The 19,196-nt window shown below is 55.9% G+C and carries 16 protein-coding genes, 1 tRNA gene and 4 pseudogenes; 12 read left to right on the plus strand and 9 right to left on the minus strand.

The window, feature by feature from the left end; genetic code table 11:
- Position 1: 1 nt before the first annotated feature.
- Positions 2–1,204, minus strand: coding sequence for an RNA-guided endonuclease InsQ/TnpB family protein (locus ACRYA2_RS21820; RefSeq protein WP_433633035.1), 1,203 nt, complete (start codon positions 1,202–1,204; stop codon positions 2–4).
- A gap of 403 nt (positions 1,205–1,607) precedes the next feature.
- On the opposite strand from ACRYA2_RS21820, the gene ACRYA2_RS21825 reads away from it, so the two are divergent.
- From ACRYA2_RS21825 to ACRYA2_RS21835, 3 genes and pseudogenes are all read left to right on the plus strand, one after another.
- On the plus strand, positions 1,608–2,135 hold the full coding sequence (locus tag ACRYA2_RS21825; protein WP_433633036.1) for a DUF7342 family protein: 528 nt from the start codon (positions 1,608–1,610) through the stop codon (positions 2,133–2,135).
- A complete protein-coding gene (locus ACRYA2_RS21830) occupies positions 2,136–2,585 on the plus strand; it encodes a toxin-antitoxin system TumE family protein (protein WP_433633038.1) in 450 nt (149 codons plus the stop codon).
- 432 nt (positions 2,586–3,017) lie between these two features.
- Positions 3,018–3,328: pseudogene (locus ACRYA2_RS21835) on the plus strand (DUF8013 domain-containing protein); the annotation flags it as partial.
- Positions 3,329–3,934: 606 nt separating this feature from the next.
- On the opposite strand, the gene ACRYA2_RS21840 reads toward ACRYA2_RS21835, so the two are convergent.
- The 3 genes from ACRYA2_RS21840 to ACRYA2_RS21850 form a co-directional block, all read right to left on the minus strand.
- Positions 3,935–4,008: transfer RNA gene (locus ACRYA2_RS21840), tRNA-Thr, on the minus strand.
- Between the two features lie 60 nt (positions 4,009–4,068).
- Complete coding sequence (locus ACRYA2_RS21845; RefSeq protein ID WP_433633040.1) at positions 4,069–4,500, minus strand: type II toxin-antitoxin system VapC family toxin; 432 nt, start codon at positions 4,498–4,500, stop codon at positions 4,069–4,071.
- Entirely contained in the window at positions 4,497–4,907 is a 411-nt protein-coding gene (locus ACRYA2_RS21850) for a hypothetical protein (RefSeq protein ID WP_433633042.1), read from the minus strand. The genes ACRYA2_RS21845 and ACRYA2_RS21850 overlap by 4 nt, the downstream gene beginning before the upstream one ends.
- Before the next feature lie 219 nt (positions 4,908–5,126).
- Here ACRYA2_RS21850 and ACRYA2_RS21855 point away from each other — a divergent pair, with 219 nt between their 5' ends.
- Both ACRYA2_RS21855 and ACRYA2_RS21860 read left to right on the plus strand, forming a co-directional pair.
- Positions 5,127–5,462, plus strand: coding sequence for a DUF8118 domain-containing protein (locus tag ACRYA2_RS21855; RefSeq protein WP_433633043.1), 336 nt, complete (start codon positions 5,127–5,129; stop codon positions 5,460–5,462).
- A gap of 407 nt (positions 5,463–5,869) precedes the next feature.
- The gene (locus ACRYA2_RS21860; RefSeq protein ID WP_433633045.1) at positions 5,870–7,045 is read left to right on the plus strand and encodes an arylsulfotransferase family protein; all 1,176 of its coding nucleotides are present in this window, start codon (positions 5,870–5,872) and stop codon (positions 7,043–7,045) included.
- A gap of 35 nt (positions 7,046–7,080) precedes the next feature.
- Here the strand turns inward: ACRYA2_RS21860 and ACRYA2_RS21865 are convergent, their stop codons facing one another.
- The 3 genes from ACRYA2_RS21865 to ACRYA2_RS21875 all read right to left on the minus strand — a co-directional run bounded on the left by ACRYA2_RS21865 (position 7,081) and on the right by ACRYA2_RS21875 (position 10,119).
- The gene (locus ACRYA2_RS21865; RefSeq protein WP_433633086.1) at positions 7,081–7,431 is read right to left on the minus strand and encodes a hypothetical protein; all 351 of its coding nucleotides are present in this window, start codon (positions 7,429–7,431) and stop codon (positions 7,081–7,083) included.
- A gap of 276 nt (positions 7,432–7,707) precedes the next feature.
- Positions 7,708–8,784 carry a right-handed parallel beta-helix repeat-containing protein gene (locus ACRYA2_RS21870; RefSeq protein ID WP_433633047.1) on the minus strand — a complete coding sequence of 359 codons (1,077 nt, stop codon included), beginning with the start codon at positions 8,782–8,784 and terminating at the stop codon, positions 7,708–7,710.
- A gap of 204 nt (positions 8,785–8,988) precedes the next feature.
- Entirely contained in the window at positions 8,989–10,119 is a 1,131-nt protein-coding gene (locus ACRYA2_RS21875) for a polysaccharide deacetylase family protein (RefSeq protein ID WP_433633049.1), read from the minus strand.
- Between the two features lie 726 nt (positions 10,120–10,845).
- On the opposite strand from ACRYA2_RS21875, the gene ACRYA2_RS21880 reads away from it, so the two are divergent.
- On the plus strand, positions 10,846–12,201 hold the full coding sequence (locus tag ACRYA2_RS21880; RefSeq protein ID WP_433633051.1) for an LVIVD repeat-containing protein: 1,356 nt from the start codon (positions 10,846–10,848) through the stop codon (positions 12,199–12,201).
- 229 nt (positions 12,202–12,430) lie between these two features.
- Here ACRYA2_RS21880 and ACRYA2_RS21885 read toward each other — a convergent pair whose 3' ends face one another.
- Positions 12,431–13,366, minus strand: coding sequence for a formyltransferase family protein (locus ACRYA2_RS21885; protein ID WP_433633053.1), 936 nt, complete (start codon positions 13,364–13,366; stop codon positions 12,431–12,433).
- An 879-nt stretch (positions 13,367–14,245) separates the two neighbouring features.
- A pseudogene (locus tag ACRYA2_RS21890) lies at positions 14,246–14,353 on the minus strand (IS110 family transposase); the annotation flags it as partial.
- 73 nt (positions 14,354–14,426) lie between these two features.
- Here ACRYA2_RS21890 and ACRYA2_RS21895 point away from each other — a divergent pair.
- The 6 genes and pseudogenes from ACRYA2_RS21895 (at position 14,427) to ACRYA2_RS21920 (ending at position 19,179) form a co-directional block, all read left to right on the plus strand.
- Complete coding sequence (locus ACRYA2_RS21895; RefSeq protein WP_433633055.1) at positions 14,427–14,732, plus strand: DUF8069 family protein; 306 nt, start codon at positions 14,427–14,429, stop codon at positions 14,730–14,732.
- Positions 14,733–14,872: 140 nt separating this feature from the next.
- A pseudogene (locus ACRYA2_RS21900) lies at positions 14,873–15,769 on the plus strand (DNA-binding protein).
- 214 nt (positions 15,770–15,983) lie between these two features.
- Positions 15,984–16,196, plus strand: a pseudogene (locus ACRYA2_RS21905) (TFIIB-type zinc ribbon-containing protein); the annotation flags it as partial.
- A 114-nt stretch (positions 16,197–16,310) separates the two neighbouring features.
- Positions 16,311–16,919, plus strand: a complete 609-nt coding sequence (locus tag ACRYA2_RS21910) for a trimeric intracellular cation channel family protein (protein ID WP_433633088.1) — start codon at positions 16,311–16,313, stop codon at positions 16,917–16,919.
- Positions 16,920–17,796: 877 nt separating this feature from the next.
- Complete coding sequence (locus tag ACRYA2_RS21915) at positions 17,797–17,943, plus strand: DUF2080 family transposase-associated protein (protein WP_394298909.1); 147 nt, start codon at positions 17,797–17,799, stop codon at positions 17,941–17,943.
- Positions 17,944–17,946: 3 nt separating this feature from the next.
- Positions 17,947–19,179, plus strand: a complete 1,233-nt coding sequence (locus tag ACRYA2_RS21920; RefSeq protein ID WP_433633058.1) for an RNA-guided endonuclease InsQ/TnpB family protein — start codon at positions 17,947–17,949, stop codon at positions 19,177–19,179.
- The last annotated feature ends 17 nt before the right edge of the window (positions 19,180–19,196 follow it).

Consider the following 19,196-nt stretch of genomic DNA (forward strand, 5'->3'; position numbering starts at 1 on the left):
CCTAAAGGCCGTGGCATTCACCATGGACTCCCGCTCTAACCAACGTTGGTACGGCTTTAACGCCGTTCGCGTTCATCATCCCAGTGTTCAAGCGCACGCCTACGGGTGCGCCTCCTTCGCCAGCGGTTTGCTTGCCAAGGAGTCTGTAACCGATGTTCTTCGCCGCGTTGTAGTCTGCATGGTTCGCATAGCTGCACTTCAAACACTCAAACGTATCCTGCGACGGACGGTTGTCCTCGTGAGTGAAGCCACACGACGAGCATCGACGCGAGGTATTGGCTGGATTCACCTGTTGAACCGAAATACCGCGTTCTTCGGCCTTGTACTCGACGTAGGAAAACAGACGCCGAAACGCCCACGCGTGAAGCCGTTTCGCGCCGGGCATCCGGTCACGGATGTCGGTCAATTCTTCAAAGGCGATATGCGAACAGCCGTTTTCGTCGGCTTCTTCGACCAGTTCATTCGACACGCGGTGCAAGAGCTGTTCGAATCGGCCTGTCTCTTTCAGACCGACCGCTTGCATGTTCTCGTGAGCGTCTCGCGAGCCACACTGTTGGAGCGATGCACGACGCTTTTCGTATTCGCGGTGCCAGTGGTCAAATTCAGACGCCGACCAAAACACGCCGGTGGAAGTGACGGCAATGTTTTCGACCCCGAGGTCCACCCCGAGAACCGTTCCGTTCTCGCGTGGTTCGGGAGCGTCCACGTCAGCCTTTGTTCTGACGTGAAGGTAGAACTCGTCCGTGGCATCGCGGTAGTGAAGCGTCGCGCCGGTCGTCTCGTAGTCGTCGGAAAAGAGGTACTCCGAATGTGGAGTCTTGCGTTCGTCGTCAGGCAACACGTAGTCGGCGGTGATTCGACCGTCAACAGTCGAAAGGGACGCGTGGTCGTCGTGGAACGTCGCGCTCCGTTGGTCGTATTCGAGGAACGGTGACGAGAAGTACGGAAGGCTCGCGTTCTTTCCGCGTTTCCACTTTGCCACGACGGATTTCAACGCGTCTGCCGCGCGGCTTCGTGCCGCTTGAACGAGATTCGAGTGAAGCTCTGTTTCACTACGAACGTTGTCATAGGTTTGGCTGTTGAGTTTGCCTTTTCTCGTTTCGACGTAGCCGTCGTCGTTTCGAGCGTTCAGAACGACGTAGTTAGCGGCCCATCGGAACTGTCGAATCGTCTCGTGAAGAAGGTCGGCGTCGCTTTCGCTCACAGAAAGCTTGACTTGAATAGTTTACTTAACCCTAATACATCATATATAACGACTATGATTATAAAGGTTAATATACAACCGGGAGTCGTCCCGGCAGAAAACGGTAGTACAGTAGTCAAGCGTACGCGCTTCCTCCCGTGCCTAAAGTCGCGGGTATCCGCGCTGTGGTATCTATGATGCAGTAGACACTGTCCGGTTGTGCCTTCTGTGAAGCAATGCCCGGGTCGATTATCTTGCTGAGGAGTTAGATTTGGAGCGGAGTGAACACGTCCGGCAGGTCGGAAGGCAGTTGCAATGTTGAGTGATTTACAAGACTGATTCCGCCTATCTAGTGGCCAACACAGCACTCACATATATTTGAAGAATCCGAAGATATATTGAGAGCAGCCACCTACAGATAGGTATGACCGAGTTCGATCCGGCCCCAGAGTCCGACGATACCCAGCGACGGTGGCAGACGGGAACGGACACGTTTGGTCGTGTCTACGATGTCGTCCTCGGGGTTACGTCTCCGACTGCATACACCGAGATCGCTGAGCTTGCGGACTGCTCTCCAAACGCCGCGAAAAAGCATCTCGACCGCTTGGCGGAGATGGGTATCGCCCTCGCCGATCGAGAGAGCCGCCCGGCGACATACGAACGAAATGAAGGGTATCTCGAATGGCAGGACGCCAGTCGAATCGCAACCGAGCTCTCTGCCGAGGAGATCATCGACCGCGTGGAGGCACTTGAATCCCAGCGGACGGAATACGAAGCGCAATTCGAGACGACCGACCCCACGACTGTCAGCGTGTTCGACCACGGTGATCACGAAACCATCCACGAGCGGATGACCGCAGTCAGCGAGTGGCAGGGCGTAATTCGAGATATCAGGCTGTACGAACTTGCTCGCCAGCTCTCCCAGAACGACGGGCATCTGATTCCGGCGTAAATGAGCCAGCCACCGGAGGATCCGGTGCCACACTCGACAGGCCCATCGGATCGACAGACGCTGCGCCTGCTGGAGCGGCACCTTTCGTCGGATTCGCTCGTCGCTGAGACTGCGTTTGACCCGGATTCATACGAACCTCGACTACTTCATGGACTGTTCGACGCTGGACGATACCCGGACTCAGTGACAGCAACCCGTCTCGACATTCGGTGGTTCACGACTGGTGATTTCTCGGTCCACTACGTCGAAGAGCACGAGGCTGGGGAACTCTGGGAGTGTCGCTGGGACCGGCATCCGAACACGCACAACACCCGGTTGTACTTCCATGAGCCACCGTCTGCCACCGAAATCACTGACCTCGAACTCCCGTCGCTCCATCCACTCGAAGTATACTCCACCGTCCTCACGGCGATAGAGCAACGCATAGAGACACTGTGGTCGTCACAGTAATCTCGTAAAGAGAGGGCATGAGTTCAAATACTATTACGAAGGAAGCCATCCACAAGAGATGACTGACCACTACTCTAATTTTGAGGGACTACGACCCCTTGGCGAAGCGACCCGCGTTCCCGACGACGAGCTTTCTGGACGGAAAAACGCTGGGCAAGTAGAGGGACAGCGAAGGGGAACGCTCGAATCGTATCCAGATCGAGCGAGATCGACATAAAGCAAGTGTTCCTCGTGCAGTGCTTCGATTCCTGCGAACCGTACCAAGTGCCGGTTCTGCCTCTCAAACCATCTCGATGGAACTAGCGACGATAGTTGCACCCCGGATACTGAGTGGGCACTACTCCATGTCGTCCATCTGCTCGTCGAGGCGTCGACGTTCTACGCCGCCGTCGCGAAGGGATCTGCTGCGGCCACGCTCCTCACCAAGGCTGACCGCTCGTCGCGCTGAAGGCCGCCCGCTGGTGGTATCTCCACGGAAAGGGTGGCACCGATCTCGCTTCCAGTGAGCCATCGAGTGGACGCGGCACCTCGCGACCGACGTACCGAGCGACGTTAAGCTGTTCGACGAATTTCTCGACTATCTCACCACACTCGGCTTCGCAGATGGCGGCGGGGACATCGACGACCCTGCGCCGACTCCCGAATCAGCAGACGAATCGCCGGAGAACTGTGACTGCGCCGACCTCGGCGGCTTCCCGTGCTGGGAGTGCGTCCGGACCGGGCGGCGCGACCTCCCTAACTAACACCAGATTCGAAACGACGGTTGCCCGCTGGTCGTCCGCCAGAATCGTTTTTCATCCTCTGGAGGGATGCGGGGTGCACAGAGAGCGCCTCGCGGTTCGACCAATGGCAACAACCCTAGTCTACAGGCGGGACAAGGCGAGTGTCTCGGGGTCGTTCGAGAGAGCGTCGCTCTCTCGTGATGACGAGACGCCGACGGCGTCTCGAACCACGTGACCCCGAGGGTGAAGCCGACACGTATAGTACATAAGCCACCGTCTCTCATGGGACAGTTGCGAGGTGGATTACAGACCGTAATCCGACGCAACTGCGCGCAGTCGCGAGGACTGCGACTCCGCTCAACACCCGCGCCTTCGGCGCGGTGCGACGGGATTTGTCGGGCTGTGGTGGAGCAGCCGACCCTCACGGACGCACTGGGCGTTCGGGTGTTACTTCCAGCCGACCCGTTCCGGGGAGGCCGAGGGGAATTGAATTCACCTGCGGTGGCGGTGCGGACCAAAACGGTGACGTCACGGGGACAAGCCCCGAGGTACTTCACTAAGTGGTGAACGTGACTGTGCTCCAGTTGTGCAGCGATCAATGCTGCTGAAAACGGTGGGGCGTAGGGAAGCCTCAGGAGAGATTTGAACTCTCGACTGACTCCTTACAAAGGAGTTGCTCTGCCAGCCTGAGCTACTGAGGCACCAAGTGGAATTCACTACTGTTAGCAAATTATTCTTCCGATCCGTCGGGTATTCCACAGCTATCCTTGCTCACCTGGGATTCGTTCGAAGCCCAGCGTTTGAAAGTCGCTATCAAAGGCGAAGATATGCTCGATGTCGTACTCGCGGGCTAGCACCGCACTGGTGTAATCGACAAAGGAAATTTGTTGGTCGTCGTAGCGTTCGAACTCCTCACATGCCGTATCGAACGTCTGCTTGCCGATGGGCAGAATATTGAACGTCTGCGACTCTCGAACCGTTGTGAGAGCATCCACCGCTGCTGGCTGCCCAATCTGATACAACATTAGCGTCGTAAACTCAGACAGCACATAGCGGCTCGTGAAGACGGGTCCATACTCGCCAGCTTCCATTCCATCGAAAACGGCATCTGCAGCGTCGTGGTTGACATCGTCTTCATCAAATCCGGCATACAGTCCACCTGTATCCACAAATATCGGCAGTGGACGACTCATTCTGACTGATTGGACTGATCTCGATACAGGAGGTCATCCACTCGCTCGGACGCATCCGTTGCTGTCCCAGACCGATACGTCGTCCGTGTAAAGATCGGATCACTTGGCTCTACTTCATTGACGCCATCCTCATCGGCGAGCCACCAGACCATGCGGCCAGCAGTCTGTCGATTCTTCACCCGCCCCTGATTTTCGAGTTGGCCAAGTTTGCGCCGAGCCGTTTCACGCGAGCAATCGAGGACGTCAGCGACGTCGCCCGATGTCACCACGGGACCTTCGACTTCTTCGAAGACTGCGAGCACGTCAGTGAGGGTGACGGTTTCGACGTACCGTCCTGAGTCGCCCCGGTCTTTGGACATACCTGCGACTACAGTCTGGGGCTGCTTAGTCCTGTTGGTGTACACCATATGGTGTATGGCAATCTTCACGCCATATGGCGTATACAATATGGATGGAGAACGGTACCCCCGGGCGTGTTGAAGCGTGCCGGGTGCTGGTACACCCGGCACCGATCTTTTGAAAATGAGGCTCAGAAGACCATGTCAACGAAATCGCCTGCAGACCTTGAATCTGGCGAGAAGGTACAGCAACGCACACAGTTCAGTTTCCGCGTCGAGGCCCCCGGAATGGTCGAAGTGACTAACGAGAGTCACGACAATCCCGCTAAGCATCAATACGTCGTGACGCTGGATGATGTGACCGAAGACGCGATGGCCTGCACCTGCCCGCACCACGTTCACCGGAGCGCGTTCTACAAGCCCATGGCCGCCGTCAAAGACGCGACTGCTGACGGCTTGCTTGACGCCGTCCCCGCTGACGACGATGACGAGAATGATGGGCCGCGCATAACTGGCCCGCACGTCCGCCAGGACACGTACGGCAACGTCGATCACCACTACTGGCGGTGTGAACAGTGCGGGGCCGAGACCACTGACAAACGTGCTCTCGACAACTGCTGCTAACCGGTTTTCTTCTTGTTTGTCGAGTCGCAGTTGCTGACCTGGTTAGCTGGGCTGGCTAATCGAGCTTGCGTGGTGTTCGATTCGAGTCCAAAACCTCCACATTTGTCGAGTCTGCTACCTCTACATGGAGATTTTTCGAGCATGGTCTACTTTCTTCGAAGAAATCTGCTTAGTTTAGTCCCAGCCTAGTGGTGACAAATGCGTAAAAATACAAGAACTGTGATATAGACAGAGGTGGTATGCAAACACCCTCGCGACGGCAGTTCTTCGCCGTTTGTGCCATACTCCTGTGTTGCCTCGCACTTTTTGCTCCCGCACTTGCCACCCAATCGGTCGAGCAAGGAGATGAATCGAACCCCTGCGTCGGAACCATCGCGAATCCAGCAAACGGAACTACCGTGGTCGCGGTGCAAGGTTACTCATGGCTCGAAGATGGCGGCAAATCACCTGCGAAACTCGTCGCCATCGGACCGAAAGGGAACGTGAAATGGGTACACCATACTGCAAAACATGGTATGGTGTGGGGCTACGACGTCGACCCCATGCCGAATGGGAATCTCTTCGTCACCGGAACGGCGAATAGGCAAACAGTTGTCTACGAGTTCAACCCTCGAACGCAGGAGCACGTCTGGAAGGAGACACTCCCCATCCACGACACACACGACGTTGACCTCATCAACAACGGGACGCAGTTGCTCGTCGCCAACATGCGCGCCTACGACGAGGACGAAGAGCGCAACGACGACAGCATCTTCGTCTACGATCTGAAGAAAGACGAGGTCGTCTGGCGCTGGTATTTCCGCAACCACTACCCGAAGAACACCGCGAAGAATTACTCCAACGACTGGACGCACGTCAACGACGTAGACAAGATTGGCGATGGGTTGTATCTCACCTCGCCGCGAAACTTCGACCAGGCCATCGTCATCAACCGTTCGACGAACGAAATCGAGATGCGACTCGGCTCTGACGGCAAACATGACATTCTCCACAAACAGCACAACCCGGACTATTTGGAGAGCGAGGATGGAAATCCGACACTCCTCGTTGCTGACTCCGAGAACGACCGGATCGTCGAGTACGAGAAACGAAGCGACGGCTGGAAGCGGACATGGGCGCTCGGCAACCGAGACGACCTGAGGTGGCCCCGCGACGCCGACCGTCTGCCGAACGGCAACACGCTCATTGGTGATTCGAAGAATCAGCGCATCCTCGAAGTGACGCCGACGGGCGAGGTCGTCTGGGAGTTCTACGCACCATGGCTGGTGTACGACGTGGAGCGAATCGGCACCGGTGACGAATCAAACGGTCCGACCATTGCAGATCAAAATGCGTTGGGGAGATATCGCGTGAAAGGGGACACCGCGAAGTACAACGCCAAGACCATGAAGCGATGTCACAGCTACCTTCAGTCGATCGACGGATGGGCGGACGGCCAACGACCGGAGATGACAACCATAACGGGCGGTTCGGGAGTGAACGATGACGATGACCGTAATAACGGAAACCTTGGCGGGCTGGCGAAGCCTGGCACTGTCACCGATCACGAGGCTCCATTCCTGGCTGTTGCTTATAGGGATTAGGAGATGTGTTGATGCTCTCTGAGGGCGTAGTAGCGTCATAACTCGTGAAGGCTTAAAATTGGATGGTGTCGATCCGGAGTAGTTACGTTCCAGAATGGAGCAACGTGCTTTCTAAACTCGTCTCGGTACTTCGAGAGCACGTACACATTCTCCTCCCCCAGTGGAATGATCGTGCGAACGTCATCCCGTCGAGCCAGCTGTAGAAGCGCGTCTTTGTATCGATGCACATCTTCGGTCGGCGACGGTACCGTGACCGCCTCGTCACAATATTGTGACTCAAACGCCGGAGTGTTCTTCCACTCCGAACACGCAATCGTTCGGACGCCCTCCCGTCCGAGCGATCGTAGACACGTTATGGGACTAGCCGCGTCGACCTTACAAATAATTACTCTTCCCTCACAGGAAGTATTTCATTTCTAAAGCGAACTCCATGACAAAGTTAGAGGCTGCGTACTGAATCAGAGTCTAGCGAGTTTCTTCAAGTATTAATGCAGATATCATCATTCAGGGATTCTATTTTTCAACCAGTTCTGCCCCCAGGTAGGAAGTGCTTCATTGCCTTTTTCACCTAGATCGTGAATGTCCGGGGAAATATTGAATTAGCACATTCTATGCGAGCAGATTAGAGACCGTCATTGATTGGGATGTCGTAGCCAGCGTAATTAAAGGCCAATTTGTAGTTTTTCGATGCTTTCATCATAACTGTCTGCTTGTGAAATATTATTGGACCGTATTTGTACAATAGCGGCTGAATTATTGGATAGACGGTTTTCTGTAACAACGATACCATTACTTGCAATAAGAAGGATTGCTTGCACACTACTATCCATGACCGTATTACCGGTGATATCGTTGTTATCACTGTGTAGAAGACGAATACCGACAGCATTCTTAGTGGCGGTGTTGTTTGAGAGTAAATTTTGATTTGATTGATCACCGAGATACACGCCATAGAATCGGTTTGAAGCAGTGTTATGTATAATAGTATTGTCATCTGATTCAGATAGCCACACTCCAGCAATCCGATTAGAAACAACTGTATTGTTGATAATTGTATTCTCGATAGTACCGATGAGAACGATTCCATACTCATTTCGTGCTGCAAAGTTCGATTCTATTACATTATTTTTCACACCGTTTTGAATCAGATGAATACCGAACAACGTATTGGATGAGGCAGTGTTATTTGCGATCACGTTATCATGGCTTGTTTCCTGAAGCGATATTCCATATACTGCATTCTGTATAGCGGTGTTATTGATAACACTACTTTGATTCGAACTAAGTAATGTGAGACCAACTCGATTATTCTCAGTAACCGTGTTCGCGACTGTTCCGTTTGTAACGTGAATATAGCGGATTCCATCGTCCCAGTCGGACACATTTATATTCCGAACACTGACATTCTCAGTGGACGTTTTGAACGATCCAACGAGTACTCCTCCGGTCCCAAATGCACCCGTCCCGTCGATTGAATGTCCGTTTCCGTTGAGCACGACATTACTCGACGTGATCCGAATGCACTTGTTGGCGTTACTGTCTTCGATATCTTTTGTGAGTTCGTATCGTCCAGGTTTGTCAATTGTAGTACATGCATCGATTTCCTTCGTATTTTGTTGGTTTTGAGGGTCTGTTCCAACGAAATTGAGGCCGGTGTACAGGAGGCCACAAAGGACGAATACAAGTCCACTTACAATTATCGCGATTTGAAATCGGCTTCGGGCGATATCGGATGCCATACGGGACGCAAGAACCATGGTCAAATTAATTCTACGCCGATGATAAATAAAATGAGACAAATAATTACAATGGCTGTGCATGTGTGAAGATCGACGACCTCCACGAATCGCTGAAGGAGCACGTGTTGATGAAGGACACGTCCTTCTCTCGATAGGGCCGCGCAAGGGGGCTAAGTGATTCCGAACATGGTAGGACGAAGTGGTTCAGGTAGTCAAGTATCGCTTCAGTGCAGCGGCACTGCCGATACTAGCAAGTGCCGCGAGCACGCCAAATCCAGGTTGATCTGTCTTCGTTGTGGACCGATTCGTGGTTGTTTGTGCATTTGTCGTTGCTGACGTTGTTTGAGAGGTGGTGATACCGAAGTCCGCAAGTGCGTCTCGGAGCGTGACGATATCGATATTTCGGTCTTTCGCCATCCGAATCACCATCCGAATTCGAGACGGTGGAAGTCTCTCTTGCCACCAACTATGGCCACCCAGAATACCGAGGCCGTTCTGCGATGCAATCTTATCCAGGAACGTTCTAAGTTCAGATTTCGTGGCAGACCCTTCCCGGAACAGCATTCTGGAGAGATGAGGGAGCCGGATTTGGCTCGGCTCCATGATCTGAGGACTTCCGCCGGCTGTGGACTCCGCGTTCGCCACAGCCGTATAGTACTCGTCGACCATCTCCCGAGTTCGTTTTCCGTATCCGGCGTACGGCATCACGATGTTCGTCACGTTCACACCGTACCCCTCCAGTTGCCGTTTCGACTTCTTCAGCGCCGTTTGTATGACGTCTTTTGTATAGTGTGTGAAGACCTCGTCACTGGCCGTGAACGACTGTCCGACCGAAGATTGAACTCTAACAAATTTGCCCCGGTTGTCAGAGCCTTTTCCAGAGACAGTGACGGTCGCCGATTGGGAACCATTGCTAACGACGAGTGTGTCACCCGGAAAGCTCCCATGAAAATTCTCCTCTACGTAGATTTTTTGATCATTGGCTGCGATGTCTCGTGTGACCGTAATATGCCCCAGCATCCGATGTTTGACCGAATGCGACATGATTTCCCAGCCTTCATCTGTGAGTTCCTGAATTTGATCTCCACTCAAGTTCCCGCTTTTCCCGACATACGATGAGGGAACAGCCGAACAGGCTGGGACACCCTCTCTGCGATGAGCTTTCTGATAGGTGTGCGTGTAATCCTCGATGGGGCCATCGTCGTACGTGAACACCAGTTTCCCATTTGGCGGAGCAGCCGTGGCCGCCATTCCGGTCACCGTTGGCGCACCGGCGATAGCCAGCCCGTTTTTGAGTACCGCTCGCCGTGTCGCTGAATTCGGACTGTTGCTCATTGTTGCTCCCTCTGCGAAGCATCGGCATGCCTGCTTGTCCGAAGCGACTTCAGCATACGCGTTCGGTTGCCGACTTGGCCGCTTGCCTGCCGGATGGCAGAGACACGATTCGCTATCGAATTCCCGGCTTCGGCAGCGATACCCAAGCTTTGCCACCTAAGGGCATTCGACAGAACGCCTGGCAAGGACCTCTTGCGATGTTCAGCCACTATATCGGCTCTATAGCTCCGCTCACAGGCCCTACACAGCAACTGCTGGGTGTTCGTTACGCCGTCACTGGATGGCTTCATGAGTTTATTTGCACGTAAACCTGATCCAATGTTTGTTATGACGATGATACACCTACACAAGGAGTTCGTTCCAAGGAGGTGGTATCACCGCGAAGCGTTGTCCTTATCGCTGCTTGCGCTTTTCACTTGGTGGACTGACGCTAACCGGTTGGTAGGCCCTGTCAGTTGAGTTGATTATTTCGACCAACCCGCCCTTTCTTAGTCAAGAGGCGTATAACGAAGGTCGGTCCCTACCTATACGGCCTCCAATGGATGACGATGGAACCCTGACCGAGGAGATTGACGGTTGGCTTTCACGAGAACGAATCCAACGGATTTCCTGCGACGCCTTTTTATTATAATATACAAATTCACAGAAAATAGACCATGTCAGCGATATACACCTGTCTTATCCCTTGAAAATCGCCGCCAAAAACTCGCCCACACATCATTACCGATGACTCGTGACAAGCAGAAACGGCGACGCATACTCAGGGCCTCCGGCGCACTTCTCGCCGGATCGTCCCTAGCTGGCTGTTCTAATTCGCAGCCCAAAGACGGCGAAGGCAGCACAACGTCGACTACGACTACTACTACTGCAAAACAATCGATCGATCCAAGCCGCGTATCGCTAAAGAAACTCGACCAACTGTACCCCTCGGCTCAGCCCCCGCCGAGTTCGCCGAAGCCCAGCGGCGGATACTCGGAGGTCGACGTCCGAGACGACGGGCGGTACGCCGTTCTCGGAACTAAGTGGGGTGTTGACGGCAGTTATCTCTTTGATATCACCGATCCATCCACTCTAAAACAGGTTCACTACCTGCCTAACGAGGACGATGCACCGACCATCGACGTCAAGTTCGACCACCGGAACGGCCTGTACTATCGGGCGATAGAGCGAACGTGGCCCGGCAACTTCGAAGTCGTCGACTACGGATACTCAGCCGGAAAGCCGACGGAACCGACGGTCATCGGCACCGTCTCGGACGGCAAGTCACACAACGTAGAGCCTCATCCAAGGAAGTCGGTTCTCTACACGATGAACTACCAGCTAGAGACGAACGGATTTGACGTGTACGACGTCACGGATCCGTCGTCGCCGCGTAAACTCGGCGAGTATGGGCCACAGGGTGCAGGTCACGACATCAACGTTGATCCGGAGCGCGAGGTACTCTGCTGTGCGTACCAGTCTGGGAAATTTATCGGACTTGTTCTCTACGACGTGAGCGACCCGAGAAACCCGAAGGAAATCAGCCGCTTCGACTACAGGAAGCGAAACCCGTACAATCAGGCGAAGGTTGGCGAGCAAGCGTTCGGAAGTGCGCACCACGGTCACTTTGATCCGCGACGCGACCTGCTCGTTATCGGAGACGAGCGCACATCGGGAGTTCCGGGTGGCAAACACGTCTTCGACGTCGGATGGAAGAACGGATCGCTGGCCGATCCAATTCCCGTCGGCTTCACTGTCTCGCCGAACGCTCGTCGGATGGGCGACGAGTTCGCCGAACGCTTTGACTGGACCGGCCACCACTTCAATGTCGTTCCGTGGGGGGACGCCACGTTCGTCGTCGCCGCCGACTGGCACGACGGGGTGGTGGCGTACGACATCACCGACCCGACGAACCCGCATCCGGTCGATCGGTATCCGACAGACGACGGGACGCAGGCGAACGCGCCGAACGACAAAGTTTCGCTGCTCGGCGAACCGCCGATGGCGTGGAAGGCGGCGTACGACGACTCGCGCGACCGTAAACTGATCGTCGGAAGCGATACATTCACGGGGATTTACACATTCGAGCTAACGGCTGGATGACATAGTTTCGGGGCAGGGACGCTTTCAATCGCATCGACTACCAGACCAACGACGACCGCCTTGTCATCCTTCCAATTGACTGTGAGTCATCCGCCTGCTGGATGGACCTGCTCGATATCGCCCGGCACTGCGAGCGATTCACCTCGCCCAACTGGTGGCTGGTCTGCATAGACGTGGCCAGCGTATCGGGTGGTATCGCCGCTCGAAGACGGTCCATACCTGACCGTGATCACCGACGGAGTATCCCACCGATAGTTTTTCCCGCATACGCAAGTGCGTCCATACCTCGAGGAATCGTATACACCTCACCAAGCGTTTCCGGCGTCGATGGCTCGAAATCCGGATCCTGCAGTCGCTCGATAGCCGTCACAAGCATCTCCTCACAGACCGCGATTTGATGACGTTCGACCTCACGCCACGTATCTGCATTATCGATCGGCACTTCGTCTTCTACGACGATTTCGCCAGCATCAAGCGAGTCACTAATTCGCTGGAGCGTCACCCCTGCTGTCGGCTCATCATGCAGAAACTCCCAGAGTCCCCCAGGTTGGCCACGATACGCCCGGAGATCCCCGCGATGGAAACTCAGTACGCCGTGGGTCGGCTTCGATAACAGCGGATCAGTGAAAATGCCGAACCCAAACCGGATAACGACGTCCGTGTTTTCTCCAACTGTTTCGGTCACCTGATCCGGCAGATGATTCCCAAAGTCTGTGTCCGTAACTGCCTCACAATAAATCCGGTCCGTATCGTCAAAGCCGGCAATCGAATTGATCGGCGTGGGTTCACGATACTCCGGTGTGTCGGCGAGCTGTCGGGCAATACCAAGTAGCGACCACAATGCATGTGAATTGAGTCGCATATAACATAGCTGAAGATACGTCAGCAAGCCGCCGGGGAACGACTCTTCGAGATACTCACTGAGATTCATCGGTGATGAATCATCTCGAATGACGAGATGCGTGATCTCAACATCTGTCTCCGCAACCATCTTCTCAATTGCGCGCTTCTGCCATGTCGGAATTGTTTCGCCGGGTAAGAGGATTCCAACATGGAGTATATCTTGCTGTGATGAATCTAATACAGTTTGCCGCTCCGGATTGCCTTGTTTCACTTGTGGAGAAGAAGTCGTACTCTCTTCTGAGAGGTGGTTTGAGGGTGGCATACCGGTGAGACCCTATTTCTTCCTTGACCCTAGGTCCCTTTGTTACTACATAGAATAGTCTGCGATTCGAACGGTAGCCAAGGATTGCGTTCTGATACAACCTGTTCCTGCAGTAACGACTGCATCATTGCTGGTGGATCGCGAGATCGGCTGCCTTAGTCGCTGTTCGCTGTATCAAAAGCGGCTTATCAAGTTAATCCGCACGAGCGGCGCCTCGTTTCGCCTGAGAACACCCCTGAGTCCCTCGTTGACACAATCGATTGGGGCGATCTCCGAGCAGGCTCAGCGATAGGCTGGTGTCACCGAATACGGTCTAGACATATCTATGAAAGTCTGCTATCTCCACAAACCACGTCTGCGTTAGTAGATTGTTCGGGAGACCGAATCCTCAGGTAGTTATCCGAGAAGGAACGGCGGTGACTGGCCAGTGACCTCCTCCACGCCCGTGAGAGCGTGGCATCCCCTATGGGATATCAGCCGAGTGTGGCGTTCGAGGGTTCACCCCGCACTTCCAAGGGAACCAGCAACATACTGGGGGAACCTCGGTTTCACTCCCTCAGTAGGGCTGTGGTCCGGTCACTCAGGCCCCGTCTCCGGCCGAGTCATCGGCAGACGTGTGTTCTCTGGAATGGCTCTCTCCGCCGGAGTAGCCCGTCTAACCATGTAGTACAACCGCTTCAACGGACCGGCGTGGGATATCATCCGCCCCGGCTAGTGGCGGCGGTTGTCGCGCCGGGCCTATCACGCGACTCGCGCCTAAAGACGCGGGTATGCGTTAGACATTCCTATCAGCCGGCGAGCGGAGGTCACGTGAATACAAAAGCTGTGGCTCCCGCTAGCTGCATGAAGCCGCTGTGGCCCGCCATTCGGCGGGCCACAGCTGCTCACTCCTGGTGGATCATACGCCTCCTTGCGTTGCAGCATGTGGGAGATTGATACAAGCAGTCTGCGAGCCATTGCAACAATCGCAATCTGATGGTTCTTCCGCTCTGCAACAGGAGCGTTTGTCTGCGCCTGAAGGCGTGAGGCGCGTTCACGACCGTGCCTTGCGTGAATTCCCGTGACTGATCCAAACGTACTGGACAAGACTGTAGACGATTACAAGCGGCATGAAACTGACCTCCTCGCACAGGACCGAGATGTGGCCCAGGTGTCGACGGCGGACGTCGACAAGACGACTGCACGTCACCTTGTCAGTGACCTCGTGGACGATGGTATCGTGACGCCGGTCGCCGACCAGCGAGCGCTAGTCCATGAACCAAGTGGCGAGGCCTTCGATTTGATTCAGCAGATCGCTGTTTTCCATCGCGGGTGGACGGCTGGCCGCTCGCTCCGGCCGGGTCGGCGCGCGGTACTGGATGATTGACCTCCTCGGGCGCGCTCTCGCTCGCGAAGGCGCGAGCGAGAGCGCGCAGATGGGTCTGTTGGGCGTTGTCGTCGGAAAACCGCGATGTAGGAGCATCGCGGTGTCGGCGCGTGAGTGCCTTCAGGTCTATAGTGAGACCAATGTCAAGTAACAACGTCACCAGTAATGTAGTTTCGGTCGATGAACAGGCGTTCGAACAAGCGGACGAGCAGACGGTCGATACGGATGGGTTCCCGGTCGTCGACGGGACGCCAGAGTTCGAGGCGACGGTTGAACAGGAGACACAGACGAAGGTCGATGCGAACCACCCAGACGGGATCACGGACACGAGTGACGAGCGGATCCACGGTGCGACCCTCGAACAGGAAGAGCGCATCAAGGCACGGGAAGCCGAACTAGAGCGCATCAGTGCCCAAGCCGAACTGGGCACGCAGAACGGTCGGGAGAAGCGGACGCGGGATATTGTAGCAAACCGGAGTATCGAGCGCCGAACTGAGTTCCAGAAGCGCGCGGCGAGCGTGAACCCGATAGCGGATCCGGAGCATGACGATCCCCGTGCAGAACTCGCGCAGGAACAGTTGGCGGCGGTGAACAAGCAGTCGATGCGATTGGCGGAGAAGCTGGATGGTTGGTCGCGAGCGGCGATTGGCCGGCGGCTAGGTGAAGCCGTGGTCGGTGGGAAAGACCTGATGAGCGCGGTCGTCGGGGTGTTCGAGGAGCTGTAGACGGCACCCGCGCAGGTGGTTCCCATCGAGAAACTCGAGGAGATCGATCGCAAAGAGGTGAACATCGAAGGGATTGTGACCCAATTGTGGGAGCCGTCGAATTCAGCCATTTCCCAGGTGGGGCTCATCGAAGATGAGAGTGGGAAAACGAAGTTCACCAGCTGGGTTGCAAGCGACCAACCATGGATCGAAGAGGGCGAACGCGTTCGCATTCACGGGGCGGCGAAGAACTGGCACAATGGGCGTGTCTCGGTCGCACTGACCGGCTGGACCACCGTGCATTTCCCAGAGCGTGGTCGGTGGTGGGAATAGCCGGGGCGACGCCCCTTTTTTGCTGGTGTGTACCTGGTCACCACCACCTCCCACCACCTCCACGGTCCGGGCTGCTCACGGCGCTCCGAGCGCCATTGTGCTGCCGGGCTTTCGCCACAGTAGGTGCCCCTCCGTTGCTGTACTGCAAGGTGTTTGTTTGCCCCAGAGTGGATGAGGGGCGTCCCGAGCAACCCATCGCCTCCTCGTGAGTATCATGGCTACCAGGGAGATCTACGAAACAACGTTCGACGAAGACATCCAGACTGAGACAGAATTGAACCAATGTCCTGAGTGCGACGGCTGGGTCACCACCAATGCTATCGAAACCGTCTGCGAGGACTGTGGGCTTGTCATCGAAGCGAATCGAATCGACCATGGGCCGGAGTGGCGGGCCTATGACGATAGTGTTCGTGTGAAGCGCGACGCGTTGGCGAGGCGGAGATAGGGGCCAGAGACGAAGCGCTCATCAGACCCACTAGCCTGGCTTGAACCAGTGACACAGGAGATCGTTGAAGCATTGTACGTTGATCCATTCGCCGTGATGAACACAATTGGACTCATCGCGTTCGCGCTGGTTGGCGCAACTAAGGCGATACGCGAGGAGTTCGATATGTTCGGGGTCACAGTGGTCGGCCTCGCCACAGCATTTGCTGGCGGAATGACTCGTGACCTCCTCGTCAATCGGATTCCGCTCGCACTCAGCTCACCCATCGAGATCGCGCTCGGCTTGCTCGGGGTTGGGCTGGCGATTGGGGTGAGTGCTGCACTCGAGTCAGCCGACACCCATCCACTGACATTGGTCGCTGATGCGATCGGACTCGCCGCGTTTACCACGACCGGCGCCATCGTTGCAACACAGGTCGATATCCCGGCGTTTGGCGTCGTCGCGATTGCGACGATCAACGCGGCCGGGGGTGGTGCCGTTGCGGATATCCTGCTGGATCGCTCACCGTTTATCCTGCTCGACGACTTCTACGCCAGTTGTGCGGTACTGGGTGGCAGCACATACTGGGTTGTCGTCACTGCCGGCGGCGCCAGCGGAACTGCTGCAGCACTATGCGCAGCGGTGGTCGTTGGAACACGAATTGGTGCACTCATCTATGGATGGTCGCTCCCAACTGCACAACGACTAGGGTTAACGCGCGAGTAGGAGGCTTAACGGCCACGAGAGGGGGAGACAGATGAAGCGTGGGTCTCTCGTCGTTCGAATCGCCGGAGTCGTTCTATCATCATCGATTGACTACCGTCGGTTGTACACGTCTTCCAGGAAATCAAGGAGAAAGCCCCGCCCTGAAGGGCTGTCTTTTACCCACAAGTTGCGCGACTAGTATGGGAGACATCATCGACCGGCTCGTCACGAGGACACACTGACGTGTCCGTGTAGGTTCGAGGGGCACGCTGACCTCATGGCCTCAGAATCGTTCCTGAGACGGCGGAACTGCACGGTTGGGTCGATGGCATGGCCCGTGTACCTCACGTGGAACAAACACAACTGGCGGGACCACCATAGTTCGCCTGTGCCGGCTCGTCGCTCGGTTCCGTCTCCGATAAGTTCGGCTGCAACGAGTTCTCCTGCTCGTTCGGCGTGGACTGTCCCGTCGGTGTGGCCGTGTCGTTCGCCGTCTGCGGGAGTCGCTCGTCGCCAGGCCGGTTGGCCGTTTCCAAGTCGTCACCGCCTTGGAGAGACGCTGCGGGGGATCCATCACCCAGCAAACCTATCGACTCTGGTGACGCGACGTCACCCGCCGAGGCCAGGGCTACCGGGTCACGGCCGGGGCGCAGATCACGACGAGCACCGTCACGATCAGTGGTATCGTCGGACGTGAATTCATACGGTCGACAGGCAGCGGTTCGTTTAACGGAATGAGGCGCTAAGTCCCCTTCCTCAAGGAGCAACGCAGGGAGCGAAGCGACCGAGTAGCGCAGGAGGGAGGGGATACAGCGCCGCACAGTTCTCATACACCCGCGACACCCGGCCCACAGGCCCATCGCTTCCTTTATGTCTATCCACAGTCTATACATCAGTGATGGATAGGTTTGAAATCGAAGGCGAGGAAGTCCTCGACGGGACTGCAAAACCGTCAGGCAATAGTGCCCACGTCATCGTTCCTAAACGCTGGCGCGGAGCCGACGTGAAAGTCGTCCGCGTTTCCGAACCCACTTCAGACGAGTAGGCCATGCAGTACAACTACAAGTATCGACTCAACCCGCCGGAAGCTCTCCAAGAGGAGCTTCGCCACCACGTCGATACTTGTAGGCAACTGTATAACCACGTCCTCTACAAACTCAACAACTCTGACGACATCCCTGCCCGCTACGAGGTGCAGGGGCAACTCCCTGCCCTCAAAGCGTGGTGGGACGAGCTCGGAGACGTTCACTCGAAAGTGTTGCAGATGGTCGTCAAGCGCGTCTACGACAACCTCTCCACGCTCAAAGCACAGAAGGAGAATGGGCGTGCTGTGGGGATGCTCAAGTGGAAACCTCCTCGGGAGTACCGGTCGCTCACCTACAATCAGTCCGGCTTCAAACTCAAGAATACGAGTGGTCGGTCTACGTTGTGGTTGAGCAAAATCGGTGAGATACCCGTCACCCTCTACCGAGACATCCCCGAGGACGCAACCGTCAAACAGGTCACGGTTAAACAGGAACCCACAGGCGAGTGGTTCGCCACATTTGGCATCGACGTGGACGAAGACACCCCCGCGAAACCTGAGACGCCGGAGCAGGTCGTTGGCATCGACGTGGGGATTCTCACGTACGCACACGACACCGATGGCTGCGCCATCGAAAGTCCCGACTTCAGCGACGAACGTGAGCGACTCGAACGCGCACAGCGCGACCTTTCACGAAAAGAACACGGCTCTGCGAATTGGGAGAAACAGCGCAAAATCGTGGCCGAACGCCACGCCGACCTGAAGCGGAAGCGCCGAGACTTCCTCCACAAGTTGTCGAACTACTACGCCCGAGAGTACGACCTTGTGGCGGTCGAGAACTTGGACGCGAAGGGACTGGTCGAACTCCCCGGCAACTCACGGAATCGCGCGGGTGCGGCGTGGGGGACGTTCCTCCGGATGCTCGAATACAAGTGCGAGCGCGAAGGAACGCATTTCGTGGCGGTCAACCCGAGAGGAACGACCAAAGAGTGCGCGTCATGCGGCATCTCGACGGACAAGCCGCTGTGGGTTCGTGAACACTCGTGTCCTGCCTGCGGTTTCGAGGCGGACAGGGACGCGAACGCGGCGTGGAACATCCTTTCTCGCGGTCTCGAAGATGTAGGAGTGGTTCACTCCGAATTAACGACTGTGGAGACTGCGCTCCCGACGGGAACCGATTCGGTTCCTGCACAGCGCGTCGTTGAAACAGGAAGCCCCACCCTCACGGAGCGAACGGCGGCAGCCGTGAGCGAGTAGGGTGGGGTAGTTCACCG

It is taken from the genome of Halomicrococcus pelagicus (assembly GCF_050954125.1).

Coding starts and splice junctions, on each gene's coding strand:
- ACRYA2_RS21870 (WP_433633047.1), bottom strand. CDS start 8,784: ATGGCATCCGATATCGCCCGAAGCCGATTTCAAATCGCGATAATTGTA.
- ACRYA2_RS21910 (WP_433633088.1), top strand. CDS start 16,311: ATGAACACAATTGGACTCATCGCGTTCGCGCTGGTTGGCGCAACTAAG.
- ACRYA2_RS21855 (WP_433633043.1), top strand. CDS start 5,127: ATGGTCGAAGTGACTAACGAGAGTCACGACAATCCCGCTAAGCATCAA.
- ACRYA2_RS21880 (WP_433633051.1), top strand. CDS start 10,846: ATGACTCGTGACAAGCAGAAACGGCGACGCATACTCAGGGCCTCCGGC.
- ACRYA2_RS21850 (WP_433633042.1), bottom strand. CDS start 4,907: ATGGTGTACACCAACAGGACTAAGCAGCCCCAGACTGTAGTCGCAGGT.
- ACRYA2_RS21845 (WP_433633040.1), bottom strand. CDS start 4,500: ATGAGTCGTCCACTGCCGATATTTGTGGATACAGGTGGACTGTATGCC.
- ACRYA2_RS21885 (WP_433633053.1), bottom strand. CDS start 13,366: ATGCCACCCTCAAACCACCTCTCAGAAGAGAGTACGACTTCTTCTCCA.
- ACRYA2_RS21830 (WP_433633038.1), top strand. CDS start 2,136: ATGAGCCAGCCACCGGAGGATCCGGTGCCACACTCGACAGGCCCATCG.
- ACRYA2_RS21920 (WP_433633058.1), top strand. CDS start 17,947: ATGCAGTACAACTACAAGTATCGACTCAACCCGCCGGAAGCTCTCCAA.
- ACRYA2_RS21915 (WP_394298909.1), top strand. CDS start 17,797: ATGGATAGGTTTGAAATCGAAGGCGAGGAAGTCCTCGACGGGACTGCA.
- ACRYA2_RS21825 (WP_433633036.1), top strand. CDS start 1,608: ATGACCGAGTTCGATCCGGCCCCAGAGTCCGACGATACCCAGCGACGG.
- ACRYA2_RS21875 (WP_433633049.1), bottom strand. CDS start 10,119: ATGAGCAACAGTCCGAATTCAGCGACACGGCGAGCGGTACTCAAAAAC.